Here is a 17972-nt window from a genome sequence, read left to right as displayed (position 1 = left end):
GCGGCACACTCGCCTCGTGGACGGACGTGCGCGGCACCGGCCGCGACGGTGGGTGATCGCGGCGACCGTGACGAGTCGACGCTGGTCGAGACTTGGTCTGCCGCGCTCAGATTCCGGCGTGCGCGGCTTCCTGGGCGGCCTGCCCCTCGGCCACGTCGGCCGGTGTGAAGCGCATGAACAGCACCGCGATGCCCGCCAGCAGGGCGATGACGGCGCAGCTCACGAACGCGACGCCGTACCCGCTCGCGAGCGCCGCGGATTGCAGTGCGGTCAGCGGGGCGGCGGGGTCGGTGACGCCGCCCTCGGCCTGGATTCGAGAGGTGACCAGTGCGCCGACCGCGACGAGTCCGAGCGCTCCGCCGAGGTTCGGCACCACCTGTGCCAGCGCGGTGAGCGGGCCGATCTCCGATTCGCCGACGCCCGCGATGATCGACAGGGTCAGCGGAATGGTGGCGAAGCCGAACCCGAAACCGATGACGAGCACCGGGATCGCGACGGCCGGGAAATAGGCGGGCTGCTGCCCGACTATCCGGGCGGCATAGAGGCAGCCCGCCAGAATGATCACGCCGCCGCCCACGACCAGCCAGCGTGGCTGCACCCGCAGCGCCAGTCGCGCGGAGACCGTCGCGGCGATGGCGAGGCCGAAAGCGAAGGGAATTACCGCCATTCCGGCCTGCAAGGGCGAATAGCTCAGCACGCCCTGCAGATACAGGGAGATGAACACCGCCAGGCACATCATGATCGCGCCCGCGAAGGCCATGGCGGTCAGCGCCGCGACGCGACTGGAATTGCGGAACAGGGCGAAGGGCAGCAGCGGGTTGGCTGCCCGGCGTTCCACGACGACGAACGCGATCAGGGCCAGCACCGCCACCGCGGCCGGCGCCAGCACGGCCGGGCGGGTCCAGCCGCCGGGTCCGGCGTTGACGGCGTACACGGCCAGGGTCACCCCGACCGTGCCCAGCACCGCTCCGCTCACGTCGAGAGCCGTTCGCGCGCCGCGGGATTCGCGCAGCCAGCGGATAGCGCCCAGGGTCACCAGCACGCCGACCGGCACGTTGATCAGGAAGATCAGCCGCCAGGACAGCTCGGTGAGCACGCCGCCGGCGACGAGCCCGATGACCGAGCCGATGCCGGTCACCGCGGCGTAGAAGGCGAAGGCCTGACTGCGCGCCCTGCCCGGTGCGTACGTGGTGGCGACCAGGGCCATGGCGGTCGGCGCGGCGATGGCCGCCGCCACGCCCTGCAGCGCCCGCCCGGCGATGAGTACCGCCGGGTCCCAGGCGATTCCGCACAGCAGCGAAGCCAGGGTGAAGAAGGCCACGCCCGCGGTGAAGACCCGTTTGCGCCCGAAGGTGTCGCCGAGCCGGCCGCCCAGCAGCATCAGGCCGCCGAAGGCCAGGACGTAGGCGGTGATGATCCAATTCCCGTCCGCCTCGGACAGTTTCAGCGCCGACCGCACCTGCGGCAGGGCCAGCGCGACCACCGTGCCGTCCAGGACCACGAGCAGTTGCAGCCCGCCCAGCACGAAAATGGGCGGGCCCCACACCCGTTCGTGCCCGGTGCCGGACGATAGCGCCGCGGCGTCCGACGGGGCCTTGCCTTCGGAAACGATCACAGTCGCCGACCCTAACGGGTGCACCGGGCGCGGACATCGGTCCCGGGTAGTACTGCGAACGCAGTACGCGTCACCCTTGCGTGCGCTGCCCCGGCCCGGCGGCCGCGACTCGATCGGTGCCGGCCGGCACCGCGACGCGGTAGGCGTCAGCCTTGCGGTGCCCGGCTCGGCGACACCGGGGGCTCGATCGGCGCCGGGCGGTTCCGCGATGCGTCAGCCCTGCAGGCCCATGCCCTGGGCCAGCAGCGGCCACGACTCGTGCAGTGCCTGTTCCCAGTACGGCCAGTAGTGCGTGCCGACCGGATTGAACTGGTAGGTCGCCGGGATGCCGAGCGAGTCGAGCTTGTTCTTCAGGTTGACCGTGCAGTTGTTGACCGCGGCCTCGATGATCACCCCGAGGGCGAGGCTGCCCGCGCCGTCCGAGCCCTCCGCGCTGTTGAGGTACCACTGCACGTCCTCGATCAGCGGGATGCCGCTGCCGGAGGACACGTACAGCAGGGTGCCGCGCAGCTTCTCGGCGTGGATGACGGGATCGTTCTCGGCCCAGCGCGGGTCGTTGTCCGGCCCGTACATGTTGACCGTGTCGCCGCCGCCGCGACCGACCGAGAGCTTCACGTACTGCTGACCGACCGGGTCCGCGATCTGCGCGCAGCCGCTGTACGCCGCGACCGACTTCCACAGGCCGGGCTTGGCCTCGGCGAGTTGCAGGACCGAGGTGCCCGAGGTCGAGAGGCCGGTGAGCGCGTTGAGTCCGGTCGAGCCGAGCGCCTTGTCCAGCAGCGGGGGCAGTTCCTCGGTGAAGAAGGTCTTCCATTTGTTGGTGCCGAGCCGGGGATCGGGCTGCTGCCAGTCGGTGTAGTAGCTGGCGAAGCCGCCGATGGGCTGGATGACGTTGACCGGTTTGTCGGCCAGCCAGTCGATGGCGTCGGTCTGGGCCTTCCAGTTCGCGGTGCCCTCACCGCCGTCGAGGCCGTTGAGCATGTACAGGTTCGGCGCGGGCACGGATTCGTCGGCGGGTCGCTGCACGTCGACGGTGATGTCCTTGTCCATCGCCGCCGAGTAGACCTTCAGATGCCAGGTGCGCCCGTCCTTGACCAGCGAGGTGATCTCCGGGGCTTTCTCCGGCGCGGCCGATCCGGTGCCGCTGAGCAGCGCCCCGGACAGCGCGACGCTGAGTGCGGCCACGGTGCTTCGCCGAGCGATGGTGCCTAGCGCGGTCAATTTCATCGAACAGTTCGTCCCGTCCACGGGCCTGGTCGGCTCGTCGTCGCAAGTTGTGTCCCCGACGGACCGCGATCTTCGCCGCCCCCAACGCCCTCTTACGTCTGTTTCCGACACGCATTCGTTACCCAACGGAACAAGTTCTAGCCCCCGAAGCTGCCGGAGCAGGACTCGAACCTGCACCTTCCTGAACCAAAATCAGAAGTCCTGCCAATTAGACGATCCGGCATCGGGGCCGGATCAGTCTCGCGTACCGCGGGCGGGATCGGCCACCGAATTTCCCGGTCAGCGTTCGATCACGTAGAGCATTATCGCGATCGCCAGGGCCGCCAGGGCGGCGAGGTCGAGGTTGAGGACCCGGCGGGTTTTGGGGTTCAGGGGGCCGGTCGTGGTGGCTATGAGGATGAAGCTCACCAGGCTGATCACCGCCGCGGTCAGGGCGGGGGCGCGGACCGGCTCGGCGAACGCGGCGATGATCAGGCCCGCGCCGACCAGGGCCAGCAGGATCGCGCGGTGGCGGAGCAGGACCGCGAGATCGGGGCCGTCGACGGTGACGCCGTAGGCGGCGCGGGCCCGGTTCGCCGACAGGGCCACCGTGCCGGGGAGCAGGTGCAGGAGGCCGACCAGGATCAGGAGCACCGCGGCGATCGATTCCAGCAGCATGGGACTTACCTTTCCGCAGTTCGAGTAGTCGTGTAAGCATGGCGGGGGTGGACATCGACGTGCTTCCAGATTCCTGCTGTCCCGCGACGGGTTCGACGCTGTGGCTCGGCACCGGGTACGCCGCGTATCTGGGGGCGTCGCTGCGGCTGGACGCGCACTTCGGGTCGGTGCAGTGCCTGGCGATCGGGGTCGACGCGCCGTTCACCCTGCGGGTGCCCGAGTTCGGCGAGCGGACCGTGCGCAGCGCCCTGATCCCGCCGCGGCGAACACACCAGGTCGTCGCGCGGGGTGAGCGAATGCTGTTCTGCTACTTCGATCCCGGCTCACCGCGCGCGAAAGGCTGCGCCGCTCGAATGACCGCGCAGGACGCGGGAATCGGGCTGAACCACGAGGCCGAGGCCGCGATGATCGCGCTGGTGAGCGGTGCCGGCGAAGTGGATCCCCTGCGGGTCCTGGATGCCGCCGGCGGTACCTCGAACCGGCCGATCGACGACCGGATCGCCGACGCCATCGCCGCCCTGCACGCGAATCCGGCCGCCGAGATCACCGCCGCCGAACTCGCCGCGGGCGCGCACCTGTCGACTTCCCGCTTCCTGCACCTGTTCTCGGCCCAGGCGGGCACGAGCTTCCGCCGCTACCGCCTGTGGGCGCGGATGCTGCACGTGGGCCGGGCGGTGTCCAAGGGCAGCGACTTCACCACAGCGGCAATGGATGCCGGGTTCGCGAGCCCGTCGCACTTCAGCGACGCCTTCCACACGATGTGCGGTCTGACCCCGAGCGCGCTGTTCGCCAGCGGCACGCGGTTGGTCATTCTGGACTCGTGACTCGGGGCGATCTCCCGCGATACCGCCGGATAGCCTGCGCAGGAGCGATTCCCGACCGGAAGGACGATCGACATGGACCGACCGCACGTACCACCGCTACACCCGGCGGACCCAACGGCGACACTCGACTCCGTACCGGATCGGGTGATCGAGCCCACCGGCACCACGGGCTCTGTCGCGGCGACCGGCGGTCCGGCAGTCCCGCACTCGGTCGCCACGGAGCCGTCCGCGATCGCGGACCCCGAGCGGGCAGCACCGCCGTCCGAGGTGGATCCACTCCTGGATCTACTGAGCGAACGAGCTCGCGCGACAGCGGTTTTCGGGAAGGCCGTCACAGCGGAAGGTGTGACCGTGGTTCCCGTGGCCCACGTCAACATCGGCCTCGGCGGCGTGGCAGGCAGCGTGGGCGGCGGAGTCCAGGTGAAGCCGTTGGGCTACATCGAGATTCGTGACGGCCGGGCCCGCTATCTCCCGATTCGGACCTGGGATCAGCTGCTCGCCCCGGCCGCCGTGCTGGCCGCCGCCGTAGTCGCACCGCGCCTGCTCGGCATCCTGCGCGGACTGCGCAGCCACCGCTGAACGGCGCGGCGAGCGTTCGCGGTCGGTTCCCTTCGCGCACGTGTGCCCCGCTCGATGAGCACATCCATTTCGCACTCACCCGAGCCCACTCCGTCAGTAGGCGCGAGCCGCTGCCGGGTCGTGGGCAGGGACCGACGGACGGCAGATCCCGTCCTACGGCGGCGGGTTGTCCAGCCGGAGAGCTGTTGCGAGTCAGCTGCCGGACCGCAGTTCCCGCCCTACCGGGCGGAGCCGTTCGGCACCAGGGCGGTTGCGGGCCAAGTGTATTCGTACTCCGGGGTCGAGAAGCCCTGGGGCCAGTCGGTGACGCGGTGGGCGGTGCGGACGCCGCCGTGGCGTTCGTAGAAGGCGATGGCGGGCGTATTCGCCTCCAGCACCTCGAGGTACATCGCGCGGCCGGGATAGTTCTCGGCGGTCCAGCTCATCGCGTGGTGCAGCAGGCGGGTGCCGGTACCCCGGCGTTTGCCGGTGGCCCGGACGTGCAGGTTGTCGAGCAGGACGCGATCCGCGGGCTCGGGGGTCAGGTAGACGAAGCCCTCCAGCCCGGACTCGTCCTCGATCAGGAACAGCGCCGCGCCTGGTGCGGGAGCGCTCAGGCGCGACCGCCAGATGCCCAGGCGCTCCTCGTACAGCGCCCCGTCGAGATAGTCGGCGGGCAGCATGCCCGCGTAGGCGGTGCGCCAGCTGCGGGTGTGCAGCGTGGCGACCGCTTCCGCGTCGTCGAGAACGCCGGGGCGGATCATCGTCAGCCCCCGTCGAAGGTGCGCAACAGTTCCTCGGCGGCCAGGGCCGGGGTGAGCGAACCGTCGCGGACCTGGGATTCGATCTGTCCGCGAATGGATTTGACCGCCGGGTTGTCGGACAGGCGGCGCAACAGGCTGTCGTGAACCATGTTCCAGGTCCAGTCGATCTGCTGGCGGCGGCGCTTCTCGTCGAACTCGCCGGCGTCGGTGAGCACCCGGCGGTGCTCCAGGACGGTGTCCCAGAACTTCTCCAGGCCCACGCCCTCGAGCCCGCTCATGGTGATAACCGGTGGGTGCCACAGGGATTGGCGCGGGTGGATCAGGCGCATGGCCCCGGCCAACTCGCGGGCCGCGGCCTTGGCTTCGAGCTCGTGCTTGCCGTCGGCCTTGTTGACCGCGACCAGATCGGCCAGCTCCAGCACGCCCTTCTTGATGCCCTGGAGCTGATCGCCGGTGCGCGCGAGGGTCAGGAAGCAGAACACGTCGACCATGTTGGCGACCGTGACCTCGGATTGCCCGACGCCGACGGTCTCCACCAGGATCACGTCGTAGCCCGCCGCCTCGAGCAACACGATCGTCTCGCGCGTCGCCTTGGCCACGCCGCCGAGCGTGCCCGCGGTCGGGGACGGGCGAATGAACGCGTCCCGCTCCAGGGACAGCCGTGCCATGCGGGTCTTGTCGCCGAGGATGGAACCGCCGGTGCGGGTGGAGGACGGATCCACCGCCAGCACCGCGACCTTGTGCCCCTGCCCGAGCAGTTTCATGCCCAGCGCGTCGATGAACGTCGACTTGCCGACGCCCGGAACACCGGTGATGCCGACCCGGTTGGAGATGGCCGCGTCGGAGTCGGGGGTGACCCGCAGCAGCAGCTGCTGGGCCAGTTCCCGATGGTCGCCGCGGCTGGATTCGACCAGCGTGATGGCCCGCGCGAGCCCGGCGCGCTCCCCCGCCCGCACCGAGGCGGCCAGTTGATCGACGTCGATGACCCGTTTGGACCCCCGGGCCGCGGGTGCGGGACCGTTGCCGGTCATACCCACACCCGCGGTGGTGCCGAGCCGAGGGGGCAGCGCGCCACCCTCGGTTCCGCGTGCGGCGTCACTCATTCGGCCGCGCCGCTGCCGATCTCGTGGCCCAGGGAATCGGCCAGCTTCTTGATCAGATCGATGGCCGCGTCGGCGATGACGGTGCCCGGCGCGAAGATCGAGGCCGCGCCCGCCCGGTACAGCTCGTCGAAGTCGCCGGGCGGGATGACGCCGCCGACCACGACCATGATGTCGGGACGCCCGACATCGGCCAGTGCCTGCTTGAGGGCGGGCACCAGGGTGAGGTGACCGGCCGCGAGCGAGGAGACGCCGACGATGTGTACGTCGTTGTCCGCCGCCTGCTGGGCCACCTCTTCGGGGGTCTGGAACAGCGGGCCCACGTCGACGTCCATGCCGAGGTCGGCGAAGGCGGTCGCGATGACCTTCTGGCCGCGATCGTGCCCGTCCTGGCCCATCTTGCAGACCAGGATGCGGGGACGGCGGCCTTCGGCCTCGGCGAATTCCTCGACCAGGGAGATCGCGTTGCTGATGTTGGTCACCTTGCCCGCTTCCTCACGGTAAACGCCGGAGAGCGTACGGATTTCGGCCTGATGGCGACCGTACACCTTCTCGAGGGCGTCGGAGATCTCGCCGACGGTGGCCTTGGCGCGCGCGGCGTTGATGGCCAGGGCCATCAGGTTGTTCTCCATGCCGCCCTCGGACGAGGCTGCCGCACGGGTCAATTCGGCCAGCGCCCGTTCGCATTCGGCGGAATCGCGCTCGGCGCGCAGGCGCACCAGCTTCTCGTTCTGCTCCACGCGCACGCGCGAGTTCTCGACCTTGAGCACCTCGATGGCCTGGTCTTCCTCGGCCTGGTACTTGTTGACACCGATGACGGCCTGCTGGCCGGTGTCGATGCGCGCCTGGGTGCGGGCGGCGGCCTCTTCGATGCGCAGCTTCGGGATGCCCTCCGAAATCGCCTGCGCCATACCGCCGTGCGCCTCCACCTCGGCGATGTGGGCGCGGGCCCGCTCGGCGAGCTGGTGGGTCAGCCATTCCACGTAGTAGGAGCCGGCCCACGGGTCGATCGGGCGCGTGGTGTTGGACTCCTGCTGGATGAGCAGCTGGGTGTTGCGGGCGATGCGCGCGGAGAAGTCGGTCGGCAGCGCGAGCGCCTCGTCCAGGGCGTTGGTGTGCAGCGACTGGGTGTGGCCCTGGGTGGCGGCCATGGCCTCCACGCAGGTGCGCGGGACGTTGTTGAACACGTCCTGCGCGGTCAGGGACCAGCCCGAGGTCTGCGAATGCGTGCGCAGGGACAGCGATTTCGCGCTCTTGGGCTCGAACTTGGCGACCAGCTCGCTCCAGAGCAGGCGGCCCGCACGGAGTTTGGCGACCTCCATGAAGAAGTTCATGCCGATGGCCCAGAAGAACGACAGGCGCGGGGCGAACTTGTCGACCTCCATGCCCGCGGCCACACCGGCGCGGATGTACTCCACGCCGTCGGCGAGGGTGTACGCCAGTTCCAGGTCGGCGGTGGCTCCCGCTTCCTGAATGTGGTAGCCGGAGATGGAGATCGAGTTGAACTTCGGCATCTTCGCGGAGGTGAAGGCGAAGATGTCGGAGATGATCCGCATCGAGGGCTTGGGCGGGTAGATGTAGGTGTTGCGGACCATGAACTCTTTCAGAATGTCGTTCTGAATCGTTCCGGCCAGCTGTTCGGGCTTGACACCCTGTTCCTCGGCGGCCACGACGTAGAGCGCCAGGATCGGCAGCACCGCGCCGTTCATGGTCATCGACACCGAGACCTGGTCCAGCGGAATCTGATCGAACAGCTCGCGCATGTCCAGGATCGAGTCGATGGCGACGCCGGCCATGCCGACGTCACCGGTGACGCGCGGGTGATCGGAGTCGTAGCCGCGGTGCGTGGCCAGGTCGAAGGCGACCGAGAGGCCCTTCTGACCGGACTGCAGGTTGCGGCGGTAGAAGGCGTTCGAGTCCGCGGCGGTGGAGAAGCCCGCGTACTGGCGAATCGTCCACGGCTGGTTCACGTACATGGTCGGGTACGGACCGCGCAGGAACGGGTCCAGACCCGGGACGCTGTCCAGGGGGTAGCCCTCGGCGACGATCGCGTCGCGGTCGGCCTTGGTGAAGACCGGCGGGACGTCGATGCCCTCGGGCGTGGACCAGGTGAGCTGTTCGGGCGCATAGTGATTCGCGGCGGCGGCCTCGGCGACGAACGCCTCGACCTGCTCCGCGGCCACGGGGGCGGTCTCGGCCGCGGCGTCCGCGAGCGGGACCTCGGCGAAATTGCCGATGAGGTGCTTGATATCGCTCATGATTACGCTCCCAGCTTTTCCAGCAGGCCGGACAGGGTGCTCACCGCGTCCATCCGCGCCGTCAGGAATCCGTCCGGCCGTTGCGGGCCGGTCAGGTCGGCGACCGCCTTCTCCGGTCCGGCCAGCAGCACCGTGGTGATGCCCGCCGCGCGCAGCGCCTCGGCGGCCGCGCCCGCATCGGTCCCGTAGCGGGTGTCCGAACCACACAGCACCGCGACGGTGGCTCCGGATTCGGTTGCCGCCGCGCCGATTCCGTCCTGCGCCAGCGCGCCGACGTTGATCGGCTCGATGCCGCCGGAGGCCAGCACGTTGGCGGAGAAGGTGACACGCACATTGTGCTCGGCCACCGGGCCCAGCGGCACCAGCAGGGCCTTGGGCCGGGCGCCGTTGGCGAGCAGGTACGCGTCCGAACGGTTGCGCAGGGCCTCGAAGGCCGCGCCGTAGCGGGCGATCGGGCTCTGGATGCGGGCCGCCTCCGAGAGCGGCTCCTCCCCCAGGTTCGGGAACTCGTTCACGCCGGTGACGGCGGTCTTGCGGTGTGCCACATCGGAATCGCGCTTCGCGCGGGTGGCCTCGATGCGCTCGGCGAGCAGGCCGGACTGCAGCGCGGCCAGGTAGCCGCCCGCCGCCTCGAGCTCCTGCATGAACTCCCACGCCTTGGCGGCGAGTTCGGCGGTGAGCGACTCAACGAACCAGGAACCGGCGCCCGGGTCCTGCACGTGGCCCAGGTGCGACTCCTCGAGCAGCAGCAGCTGGGTGTTGCGGGCCATGCGCTCGGAGAACGCCGGGGAGACGCCGAGTTCGCCCGCGGGCAGGGCGGAGTCGAACGGGCGAACGGTGACGATGTCCGCGCCGCCGACGCCCGCGCCGAAGGCGGCCAGGGTGGTGCGCAGCATGTTCACCCACGGGTCCCGCTGGGTCATCATGGCGTCGGAGGTGACCGCGTGCTGCGGGGCGTTGCCGAATTCCGGTGCGCCGCAGACCTGGGCCACGCGGGCCCACACCCGTCGACCGGCCCGGAACTTGGCGATCGCCTCGAACTGGTCGTCGGTGGCCGCGAAGCGGAACTCCAACTGGCCCAGCGCATCGGCGATGTCGGCGCCGGCCTCGGTGAGCGAGCGCAGGTACTCCAGACCGGCGGCCACGGCCGCGCCGAGTTCCTGCGCGTCCGAGGCGCCCGCGTTGTGGAAGGCCTCGCCGGAGACGGTGATCGCGCGCACGGTCTCGGGGCGGGCGACGGCCTGCTGGGCCAGCGCGATCGCGCCGTCCAGGTCGATGGCCGAGGTGCCCGCGAACAGGCTGGTGAGCGGGGTGGCGCCGAGAGCGACCTGAATTCCCTTGCGGTCCTGGACGTTATAGCCGTCCAGGACCGAGAAGACCTGCGCGGCGGCTTCGAGCGCGGCCGGGCCGGCGTCGATGCTCAGCGGGGCGAGCTCGAACAGCAAGCCGGACAACGCCGTCGGCAGGTCGGCGACCGGGACGCCGCGCTCGGCCACACCCAGCCAGATCGCACTTACGCCGTTTTCCAGCGCGTGCAGGATCTGCTGGTTCACAATGGCGGCGTCGGAGCCTTCGAAGCGCTGGCTGACGAACCAGCCGCGATGTACGTCGCGGGTGGCGTCGCCGCCGCGCACGTACGGGAAGGCACCCGGCAGCGGCTGCTCGGGCAGCTCGTCACGACGGGTGTAGAGGGGGTTGACGGTGAGGCCGTCGTAGGTCTTGACCGCGAGCAGCGTCTCCGGCTCGTCCGGAAGCTCAGAGGCCTCCACCCGGCGGGCCTTGGCGAGCACTCCGGCGACGCCTTTGCGCCAGGCGGCGTACCCGGGCACCGGATCGGTGTCCGGGTCTGAAGCAATCGGCATAGCTGCTGTTCCTTCTCCCACTCACTGACCGAATGACCGATTTGGGCCGCGTTCGTACAGCTCAGAGGTTGTTTCGGTTAACGAGCATTCCTCGTCTTTACCCTGATGCTAGCGGCAGCCCGGCCGATACCGCCCACAGAGTCTCGCTACCAGCCGGTAACCTGGCGCGGTGCCAACAACTCCGCGGACCCTGCTCGGACGCCTCCGCGAACCCAAGACCCTGGCTTTGCTCGCCGGTCTCGCCGTGCTGTTCGCCGCCGCGGCCATGATGCCGCACCCCGCGCCGCAACAGATCCGGACCTGGGCCGATTCGGTCGGTCCGCTGCTACCGCTGGTGTTCTTCGCCGTCCACGCGCTGGTCTGCGTGGCTCCCATCCCGCGCACCATCTTCACCCTCAGCGCGGGCATGCTGTTCGGCCCCGCGCTGGGTCTCACCTTGGCCGTCACCGCGACCACGGTGAGCGCGGTGCTGGCGCTGCTGCTGGTGCGCGCCCTCGACCGGGATCGGGTGCGAGCGCGCCTGACCCATCCGATGGTCCGGTCGGTGGACGCCCGTCTCGCCCATCGCGGCTGGCTCGCCATCGGCTCGCTGCGCCTGATCGCGATGGCCCCGTTCTCGGTGGTCAACTACTGCGCGGCCCTGTCCTCGATCCGCATGACCCCGTACCTCGCCGCCACCTTCGTCGGCATCCTGCCCGGCACCATCGGCACGGTCCTGCTCGGCGACGCCCTCACCTCCGAGACCTCCCCCGGGCAGCTGATCCTGACCGCCGCCTGCCTCGCCCTGGGCCTGGTCGGCCTGGTCGTCGACGCGCGCCTGGGCGCCCCCGAACCCGCAACCCCCGCAACCGAACCCGCGCCGGTGGTCTGACCTCTGCCCGGGCGGCGATGGTCGCCCTCGCCGAGATGGGCCGCGCTGCCGGGTGTCGCCCGACGGTCGGCACCTGTACCGGTTGCGGCAGCGAGACCGGCTCACTCGCACACACGCGTTGTGCGATCGTCGAGCGAGGGCCCGGCCGGGTCACCGAGAACCGGCGAGCCTCTCCGCTGCGACAGGAACGCCGCGCCGCTTGCTCGTGACTGCCGAACAACGGGGTTCGTGCCTCAATCGTCGAGCAGCTCGGAGAAATCCTCGGTGTAGCCGATCAGGAGCGTGCGGCGGTTCGACAGCAGCTCGGCGAGGACCTGCCAGTGGGGCGAGTCCGGGGCGCCGAACAGGTGGATGAGGTCCGTGATCAACGGGGGGATCTCGGCCGGCGTGGGCGGAACCGGGCGGTCGAAGCCCAGAAGGGCTGCGCCCGTGCCGAAGTGGCGGTAGCCGTGCCGGGCCAGGCGGCGCACGACGGCGTGGTTCTCGAACGTGTCGCGGTCGCCCTGGAAGTAACCGTTCGGGATTCCGGCGAGCGCCAGATCGTCGCGGCCGACCGGGACGCGCTGGACGAGCACGACGTCATCGATCATGTCCTCGGGCCTGGTGTTGACCTCCACCAGGGCCTCGACGTCGAGTTCGGCGCCGTGCGGTGCGGCCGTGAGCGCATCCCATTCCACGCGCGATCGCACGTCGTCCAGGACTTCCGCGATCCGGGCGGCACGCAGGTCGTCCGCGTGATGCGCTGCGGCGACATCGTTTTCGTCGAACTCACCGGCGTCGACCGTCAGCCGTTCGGCCAGGCCGGCGTGCATGCTCGTGTACATGCACTGATTCACGTCATCGAGGGTGCACAGCAGCCGCGCCGGGGCGTGTGCCGCACGCAACGCGTCCACCGCGGCCACCAGCTCCGTGAGCGAATCGACCTCGTCGAACCGGGCCACCGTGTTGGTGTCCCACCGTGCACGGGTGACGGGGTCGAGGGTGTCGTAGGTGGTCATCCGCATGGCGCGCATTCTGCCGTCGCGGTCCGACACGCTCACGGCGGAGCCGCCTCCTGGCGGGAGCCCCCGAATTACGGACCGGTGGCCCCTCGAGGGCTCGTCGCGGATCAGGCCGTCTCACCGGTCGGTCGCGGCCAGCGGGGGCTTCGGCCCCCGCCACGGCCCGCACACCCGCGAACCAACAACCATCCCAGCCGGCACCGCACCCGCGGCAACCAGAAGTGTCATCGGTCCGCCTCGCGCGCGGCCCTCAGGCGTTCCCGATAGGCGACCTGCCTGCAACCCTCGCTGCAATACTTACGGGACCGCCCCCGACGACCACGCGAGGGATCGACCTCACGAACCGCGCAATGGCACACCAGGCATGGGGTAGTCCCTCGCACCGCGCCGAAGACCCCATGTCGGTCACACCATGGACCCTGCCGCTTTCTGTCCTGAGTATGAACGCCGCTGGTCGTCCTCAGAGAACTCAACTCATAGCTCGGCTCGACGGTCGGTGGCCCATCATCGATCGTGTCGTTCGCGAATCGACGATGCGCGTACGCCAGAAGTGCCTCCGAGTGCTGCTGTCTCAGATCTGCGATCGCCCGCTGAAACATCTGCCGCACAGTGCTTTCCGAGTACTTCACACCGCGCCCAATCTCGGCGAAGCTATCCCCGTCCAGAACACGCCGCCGTACCACCGACCGCGCCGGCTCCTTCAGTGCGGCGAGAGCCTCGTTCAGTTCGGCGGCCAGCACTGCGAAGTCGAACTGATCGGCAACCTCGCGGCCCACCGGATCCCGATGACCACCACGACGACGACTCACGCCTCCCCCTCCCCCGCATCCTCGGAAGCCGCACCCTCATCTGTCGGCTCGAGCTCGGCCAGCGGATCCTTTTCCGCTTCCACCTTCGCCGAGTCCTCATGACCGCAGCCATGCAGGCGATGGATACCGAACGCGGCCGCGAACGACTCGAACACCACCCACACATGCTCCCGCGGCGCCCGGAACAGGGCAACGATCGTCACCAACGCCACCGACCCCACCAACAACAGCAACGGCCACACGCCCGCAGCCAACAACGACCCAACCATGTTCACGAAGACGCCTTCCTATAGACGCAAAAAGCCCCCAGCACGGATGCTGAGGGCTCAAAAGCGTTAGCTCGGATACAAAACAAAAAACCCCGACCGGACGGCCAGGGCTTACTGGGGGCAGGACTGTCCCCTTCGGCACTCAATATACCACATGACCCACTTCCCCGCGCGCACAACACATCAGCGCAGTTCAGAGCCGGAAAGTACTCCACGTCAACGTGATGCACCCGACGAACCTGAGCGTCTCGCGGGCCGCCCCCACCCCCCTGAGAGGGGACATATCAGCAGTTCAGAGCGTGTTTACGCGGCGACGACGAAAGAACGCTGAATTCCGTTGTGCACATTAACCAATCAAAATGCAAAGTGTGCATTTGCTCCGATGTGGAACGCCCCCGCGACTGCTTGGCAACCACCCCCTCCGAAATGCCTTGCGCTGCCGCGACACCGAGCCCTCCCGCCGGCCCGCAGCTCCCGCGGCCTAACCCCCAGCATTCGCACGCCGATCCCCTTCACCCCGCGATCGGACCACCCGCACCCCCGCACCCCCGCGGGCTCCGCCCGCGCGACGGCGCGGTGCGCCGCAACCCCGCCCGCACCGGCCCAGCAGCCCTGCTGCCCCACCTCAGCCCCCTCAACGGCCACTGGACCACCGCCACCATCGCCGAGGACGCCACCGGCCAACCCGTCGAGATCGGCATCGCCCTCCTGCCCGGCATCGAATGGCCCTACCCGCCCGAAACCTGCCCCACCTCCTGCGGCACCTGGCACCTCAACGGCGAACTCGTCATTTGCGAGGGCTGTGGCGCCGACGGCACCTGAGCCCCACGGGGCGGGGCCGACCGGCCCCGCCCTCGCCCATCCGACCCGCCCGCAGCCCTAACCCCGCACACCCGCAGCGGCCACACCACCAGTCGGGACGTCGCCGCTCGCTCCCGTCCCGGCGCGCTTGGCCTTGGCGCGCTCGCGCTGAGCAGCCTGGCGACACGCATCACTGCAAAACCGGCGCGGCCGCCCCCGCCCACGATCCTGCTCACCGGTGGACCGCACCATCACGTCAAGCACACACACGCAGCTCTCACATTGGCGAAACCAGTCCGGATCCCCACCGAGTCGACCATGTCGCCCGCACCACTCACCTTCGGCGAAATAGATGAACGCCAACGGGTTGTCCTCGGCATCGGAAGCGATCCGCCCGAAGTCGAGATTTCGGAACTGGCGCAACTTCTCCACCACATCCGGCCGGCTCCGCAGCGTATCCACCGCGTCGCGAAAGATGTGCCGCGCACGCGATTCCGATACCGCCGCCTGTACCGCGATCGACCAGAACGGCACGCCGTCCAGCCGGGCCAGCATCACAACGGACGCCTTACTCTCCCGTCCGCCCAGCGCCGCGACCACGACAGCACAGAACGCCTCATAGGCGATCCGGTCCGTCGCGGCGCGCATCTCCCGATCGGACATCGAACCGCCGCTCACACGCCCTCCCCGCTGGAATCGGCCTGAGCCCCGTCGTCGGCCGACGTGTCCTCACCGGCGACAGCTCCGCCCGCGGACGCCGGGCCGCCGTCATGGGTGCAGCTCCGCCGATGAAAGCCGAACCCGGTCGCGAACGACTCAAAAACCTTCGGAACATCGTCCTGCTTGGCCCGGAACAAGGCAATGACCGCCACCAGCATTACGGCAACAATCAACGCTGCCATCATCGCCAACGGCCACACACCAGCGGACAGCAGCGGCACGAACTTGGACAAGGAACTTCCTTTCAACGCAAAAAAGCCCCCAGCGCGACAGCACTGAGGGCTCAAGGACCGATATGTGGACAAACAAAAACCCCGACCGAATCGGCCAGGGCTTACTGGGGATACAGCGATCCCCTGCACTGCCCACCGTACCAGACCACCATCCGGCCGCGGAAGCCGAAAAACCCCAGCTCGCCGACCAAGCCCGAAAGACCGCCGAAGTTGCTGCCGGACCCCCGGCAACGTCGGAGCCGACAACCGACCCCGATCCAGCCCCATTTTCCCAGCTCCACCAGCGCGCAATTGCCTTCCCCACGGTGCCAACACGAATTTCGTTACGCACCGGCCCCGGCCTCCACCACCGCGGGACCGCACAACCCGCGCGCTTAACCTGAAACGCCCATACCTCACTGACATTCGCCCGCACGCACACGACCCGACGCCGGAGGACACCGCCGGATTACTTCCCCGCCGGGGCCGCCGGATCCGCACCCCATCTGAATTGCCTTGAGCTGCCGCGACACAGAGCCCTCCCGCCGGCCCGCAGCTCCCGCAGGCTCACCTCCCAGCCGCCCCCAGCTCAAACTGGCTGCTTTCCAGCCCGACCTCGCAGTGCGGTGTCCAGTTGGCGCAGGAGCTCGCCGATGCGGCCGCCGCTCGGCGGGGACGGCGGGTAGCGGCGCAGCACGGAGATGACGGTCGGGCTTGCGAGCCGGGCGGCGCTGTCGAGGTAGTCCAGGGCGGGCGAATCGACGGGGCCGGCCGCGAGTTCGAGTGCCCTAGCGGTGTGGGCGGCGGCGCCCAGGATGTGTTTGACCTGGGTGGGATTCGGGAGGGGGTGCAGGTAGGCGGAACCCGCGGCGTGGGCGGCCGCGCGGGCGGCGTCGCCGGCGGACTGGTGGCCCGCGTCGCGCGCCTCCTGCGCGGCTTTGTGTGCGGCCCAGGAGGTGTCGCGCAGCGCTCTGCCGCGTTTGCCGCCGTCGGCGAATTCGGCGGCGGCGGCCAGGGCGGCGCGCGGGCGGTCGTCGTCGGGGAAGAACTGCTCGAACAGCGGCAGCGCCGGGCTCGCGCACGCGGCCGCGAAGGCGGTGACTTCGCGGAGCTCGGGCAGGGTTAGTTCGAACGTCGTGGAATCCGCCATGCGCACATCCTCCTACACGGTTTCTACCGTCCAGAAGTATTGCGAGTGAGTGTCATTCGGCCGGGGGCGGAGATCCCTGTCACCGGCGCGGGCAGCACCGACGGCATTCGCGATCCGGCGCGCGCCGAGCGGACGATCGCCCGGCCGGACCCGCCTGTCCGGACCAGCGGTTTTCAGGGTTCGCGCGCGTCCGGCGCGTCAGCAGGGGTCTTCGCCGCGGATCCGGCGCGAACCGATCGACCTATCGTCCGGCCGGATCGGTCCAATCGGAGCAGCGGTTTCTCAGGACTCGGGCACGTCCGACGCCTCGTCAGGCGTCTTCGCCGCGGAGTCGGCACGAGCGCCCCGCCAGCCGCGATAGCCGCGGTGGGCCGCGAACGCGCCGACGATCGCGACCACGCACCAGACCGTGATCGCGGTGTAGGCCAGGGGCGCGGAGAGGTCGCCGATGGACGCGCCCAGCGCGGTGTAGACGAACGCGCGGGGTGCGGACCCGATGAACGCCCCGGCGGCCATCTGCCAGAGCGGGATTCCGAGCGCGCCGAAGGCGTAGGAGGACAGGGCGTCCGGGGCCCCGGGGATGAAGCGCTGGCCGACCACCGCCCACAGGCCCCGGCGTTCGATATGCCCGTCCAGGCGATCGGCGCGTTCGGCCCCGAGCAGTTCGCGGGCGCTCGAGCGACCCGCGCGCCGGCCCAGGAACGCCGAGACGACCGCGGTGCCCACGGTCGCGCTCAGCGTGACGAAGGTTCCGACCAAGGGTCCGAACAGGATTCCGCTGCCGCCGGCCAGGATCGGCCCGGGCACCAGCAGCGCCCCGAGCAGCGCGGCCACCACGGCGTAGACGAATGGCGCCGCCGGGCCGGTCGCGTCCACCGCCTCGCGGATGGACCCGACGTCGATGACCCGCGCGATGGCGACCAGATAGAACATGCCGAGCAGAAACGCCACGCACAGCCCGAGGCGCAGGGCGGGCCGCCAGCGGCGGGCCGAAACGGGATCGTCGATGTCGGTCATGATGGGTGCAACCCTGCCGCATGCCGAGGGCGCGGGCGAATCGAGCCCCGCCGGAACCATCGGGCCCGGCGAGGGGTGCGCCCGGACCGCGCGCCGCGCCGCGGGTCCCGGGGCGAACCGCACCCGGCCATCACCTCATTTGGCGTCGCCGTAGCACTCCACGATCGCGGTGGTGAACGGGAAGCGCACCGGGGTCGGCCCGAAGGCTATCCGCCCGGCCTCGGCGGCCGCGGTGGCGATCATCTCCGCCACCGCGG

Annotated in this window: 18 protein-coding genes and 1 tRNA gene; 4 read left to right on the top strand and 15 right to left on the bottom strand. The window is 69.7% G+C overall.

Annotated elements, in window-relative coordinates; all coding sequences use genetic code 11:
• Positions 1-106: 106 nt before the first annotated feature.
• The 4 genes from ABZ319_RS07795 to ABZ319_RS07780 all read right to left on the bottom strand — a co-directional run bounded on the left by ABZ319_RS07795 (position 107) and on the right by ABZ319_RS07780 (position 3499).
• The gene (locus ABZ319_RS07795; RefSeq protein ID WP_354985663.1) at positions 107-1546 is read right to left on the bottom strand and encodes an MFS transporter; all 1440 of its coding nucleotides are present in this window, start codon (positions 1544-1546) and stop codon (positions 107-109) included.
• Between the two features lie 282 nt (positions 1547-1828).
• Complete coding sequence (locus tag ABZ319_RS07790; protein ID WP_354985554.1) at positions 1829-2842, bottom strand: alpha/beta hydrolase family protein; 1014 nt, start codon at positions 2840-2842, stop codon at positions 1829-1831.
• Between the two features lie 150 nt (positions 2843-2992).
• Positions 2993-3065 (bottom strand) — tRNA-Gln (locus tag ABZ319_RS07785).
• A 56-nt stretch (positions 3066-3121) separates the two neighbouring features.
• Entirely contained in the window at positions 3122-3499 is a 378-nt protein-coding gene (locus ABZ319_RS07780; RefSeq protein WP_354985553.1) for a hypothetical protein, read from the bottom strand.
• A 47-nt stretch (positions 3500-3546) separates the two neighbouring features.
• Here ABZ319_RS07780 and ABZ319_RS07775 point away from each other — a divergent pair, with 47 nt between their 5' ends.
• Positions 3547-4323: an AraC family transcriptional regulator gene (locus ABZ319_RS07775; protein WP_354985552.1), complete on the top strand. Its 777-nt coding sequence runs from the start codon at positions 3547-3549 to the stop codon at positions 4321-4323.
• Positions 4324-4674: 351 nt separating this feature from the next.
• A complete protein-coding gene (locus ABZ319_RS07770; RefSeq protein ID WP_354985551.1) occupies positions 4675-4902 on the top strand; it encodes a hypothetical protein in 228 nt (75 codons plus the stop codon).
• Positions 4903-5120: 218 nt separating this feature from the next.
• Here ABZ319_RS07770 and ABZ319_RS07765 read toward each other — a convergent pair whose 3' ends face one another.
• The 4 genes from ABZ319_RS07765 to ABZ319_RS07750 all read right to left on the bottom strand — a co-directional run bounded on the left by ABZ319_RS07765 (position 5121) and on the right by ABZ319_RS07750 (position 10865).
• Positions 5121-5645, bottom strand: coding sequence for a GNAT family N-acetyltransferase (locus ABZ319_RS07765; protein WP_354985550.1), 525 nt, complete (start codon positions 5643-5645; stop codon positions 5121-5123).
• 2 nt (positions 5646-5647) lie between these two features.
• On the bottom strand, positions 5648-6676 hold the full coding sequence (meaB, locus tag ABZ319_RS07760; protein ID WP_354985662.1) for a methylmalonyl Co-A mutase-associated GTPase MeaB: 1029 nt from the start codon (positions 6674-6676) through the stop codon (positions 5648-5650).
• Between the two features lie 68 nt (positions 6677-6744).
• Positions 6745-9003 carry a methylmalonyl-CoA mutase gene (gene scpA / locus ABZ319_RS07755; RefSeq protein ID WP_354985549.1) on the bottom strand — a complete coding sequence of 753 codons (2259 nt, stop codon included), beginning with the start codon at positions 9001-9003 and terminating at the stop codon, positions 6745-6747.
• Positions 9004-9005: 2 nt separating this feature from the next.
• Positions 9006-10865, bottom strand: coding sequence for a methylmalonyl-CoA mutase family protein (locus ABZ319_RS07750; RefSeq protein ID WP_354985548.1), 1860 nt, complete (start codon positions 10863-10865; stop codon positions 9006-9008).
• 190 nt (positions 10866-11055) lie between these two features.
• Between ABZ319_RS07750 and ABZ319_RS07745 the strand changes: the two genes are divergently transcribed.
• Positions 11056-11736 (top strand): TVP38/TMEM64 family protein, encoded by a 681-nt coding sequence (locus ABZ319_RS07745; protein ID WP_354985661.1) that lies wholly within the window; start codon positions 11056-11058, stop codon positions 11734-11736.
• Positions 11737-11969: 233 nt separating this feature from the next.
• Here ABZ319_RS07745 and ABZ319_RS07740 read toward each other — a convergent pair whose 3' ends face one another.
• The 3 genes from ABZ319_RS07740 to ABZ319_RS07730 all read right to left on the bottom strand — a co-directional run bounded on the left by ABZ319_RS07740 (position 11970) and on the right by ABZ319_RS07730 (position 13821).
• Positions 11970-12776: a hypothetical protein gene (locus ABZ319_RS07740; RefSeq protein WP_354985547.1), complete on the bottom strand. Its 807-nt coding sequence runs from the start codon at positions 12774-12776 to the stop codon at positions 11970-11972.
• 185 nt (positions 12777-12961) lie between these two features.
• Positions 12962-13477 carry a sigma factor-like helix-turn-helix DNA-binding protein gene (locus ABZ319_RS07735; RefSeq protein WP_354985660.1) on the bottom strand — a complete coding sequence of 172 codons (516 nt, stop codon included), beginning with the start codon at positions 13475-13477 and terminating at the stop codon, positions 12962-12964.
• Between the two features lie 65 nt (positions 13478-13542).
• Entirely contained in the window at positions 13543-13821 is a 279-nt protein-coding gene (locus ABZ319_RS07730) for a hypothetical protein (RefSeq protein ID WP_354985546.1), read from the bottom strand.
• Positions 13822-14391: 570 nt separating this feature from the next.
• On the opposite strand from ABZ319_RS07730, the gene ABZ319_RS07725 reads away from it, so the two are divergent.
• A complete protein-coding gene (locus ABZ319_RS07725; RefSeq protein ID WP_354985545.1) occupies positions 14392-14637 on the top strand; it encodes a hypothetical protein in 246 nt (81 codons plus the stop codon).
• A gap of 57 nt (positions 14638-14694) precedes the next feature.
• On the opposite strand, the gene ABZ319_RS07720 is transcribed toward ABZ319_RS07725, so the two are convergent.
• The 4 genes from ABZ319_RS07720 to ABZ319_RS07705 all read right to left on the bottom strand — a co-directional run bounded on the left by ABZ319_RS07720 (position 14695) and on the right by ABZ319_RS07705 (position 17715).
• Positions 14695-15294, bottom strand: a complete 600-nt coding sequence (locus ABZ319_RS07720; protein WP_354985544.1) for a hypothetical protein — start codon at positions 15292-15294, stop codon at positions 14695-14697.
• On the bottom strand, positions 15291-15569 hold the full coding sequence (locus ABZ319_RS07715) for a hypothetical protein (protein ID WP_354985543.1): 279 nt from the start codon (positions 15567-15569) through the stop codon (positions 15291-15293). The genes ABZ319_RS07720 and ABZ319_RS07715 overlap by 4 nt, the downstream gene beginning before the upstream one ends.
• Positions 15570-16137: 568 nt before the next feature.
• On the bottom strand, positions 16138-16698 hold the full coding sequence (locus ABZ319_RS07710; RefSeq protein WP_354985542.1) for a putative immunity protein: 561 nt from the start codon (positions 16696-16698) through the stop codon (positions 16138-16140).
• A gap of 282 nt (positions 16699-16980) precedes the next feature.
• A complete protein-coding gene (locus ABZ319_RS07705) occupies positions 16981-17715 on the bottom strand; it encodes a TVP38/TMEM64 family protein (protein ID WP_354985541.1) in 735 nt (244 codons plus the stop codon).
• Positions 17716-17972 lie beyond the last annotated feature (257 nt).

This window comes from Nocardia sp. NPDC005978, from assembly GCF_040614455.1.
GTDB lineage: Bacteria > Actinomycetota > Actinomycetes > Mycobacteriales > Mycobacteriaceae > Nocardia.
This window is presented reverse-complemented; position numbering and strand designations above follow the sequence as displayed.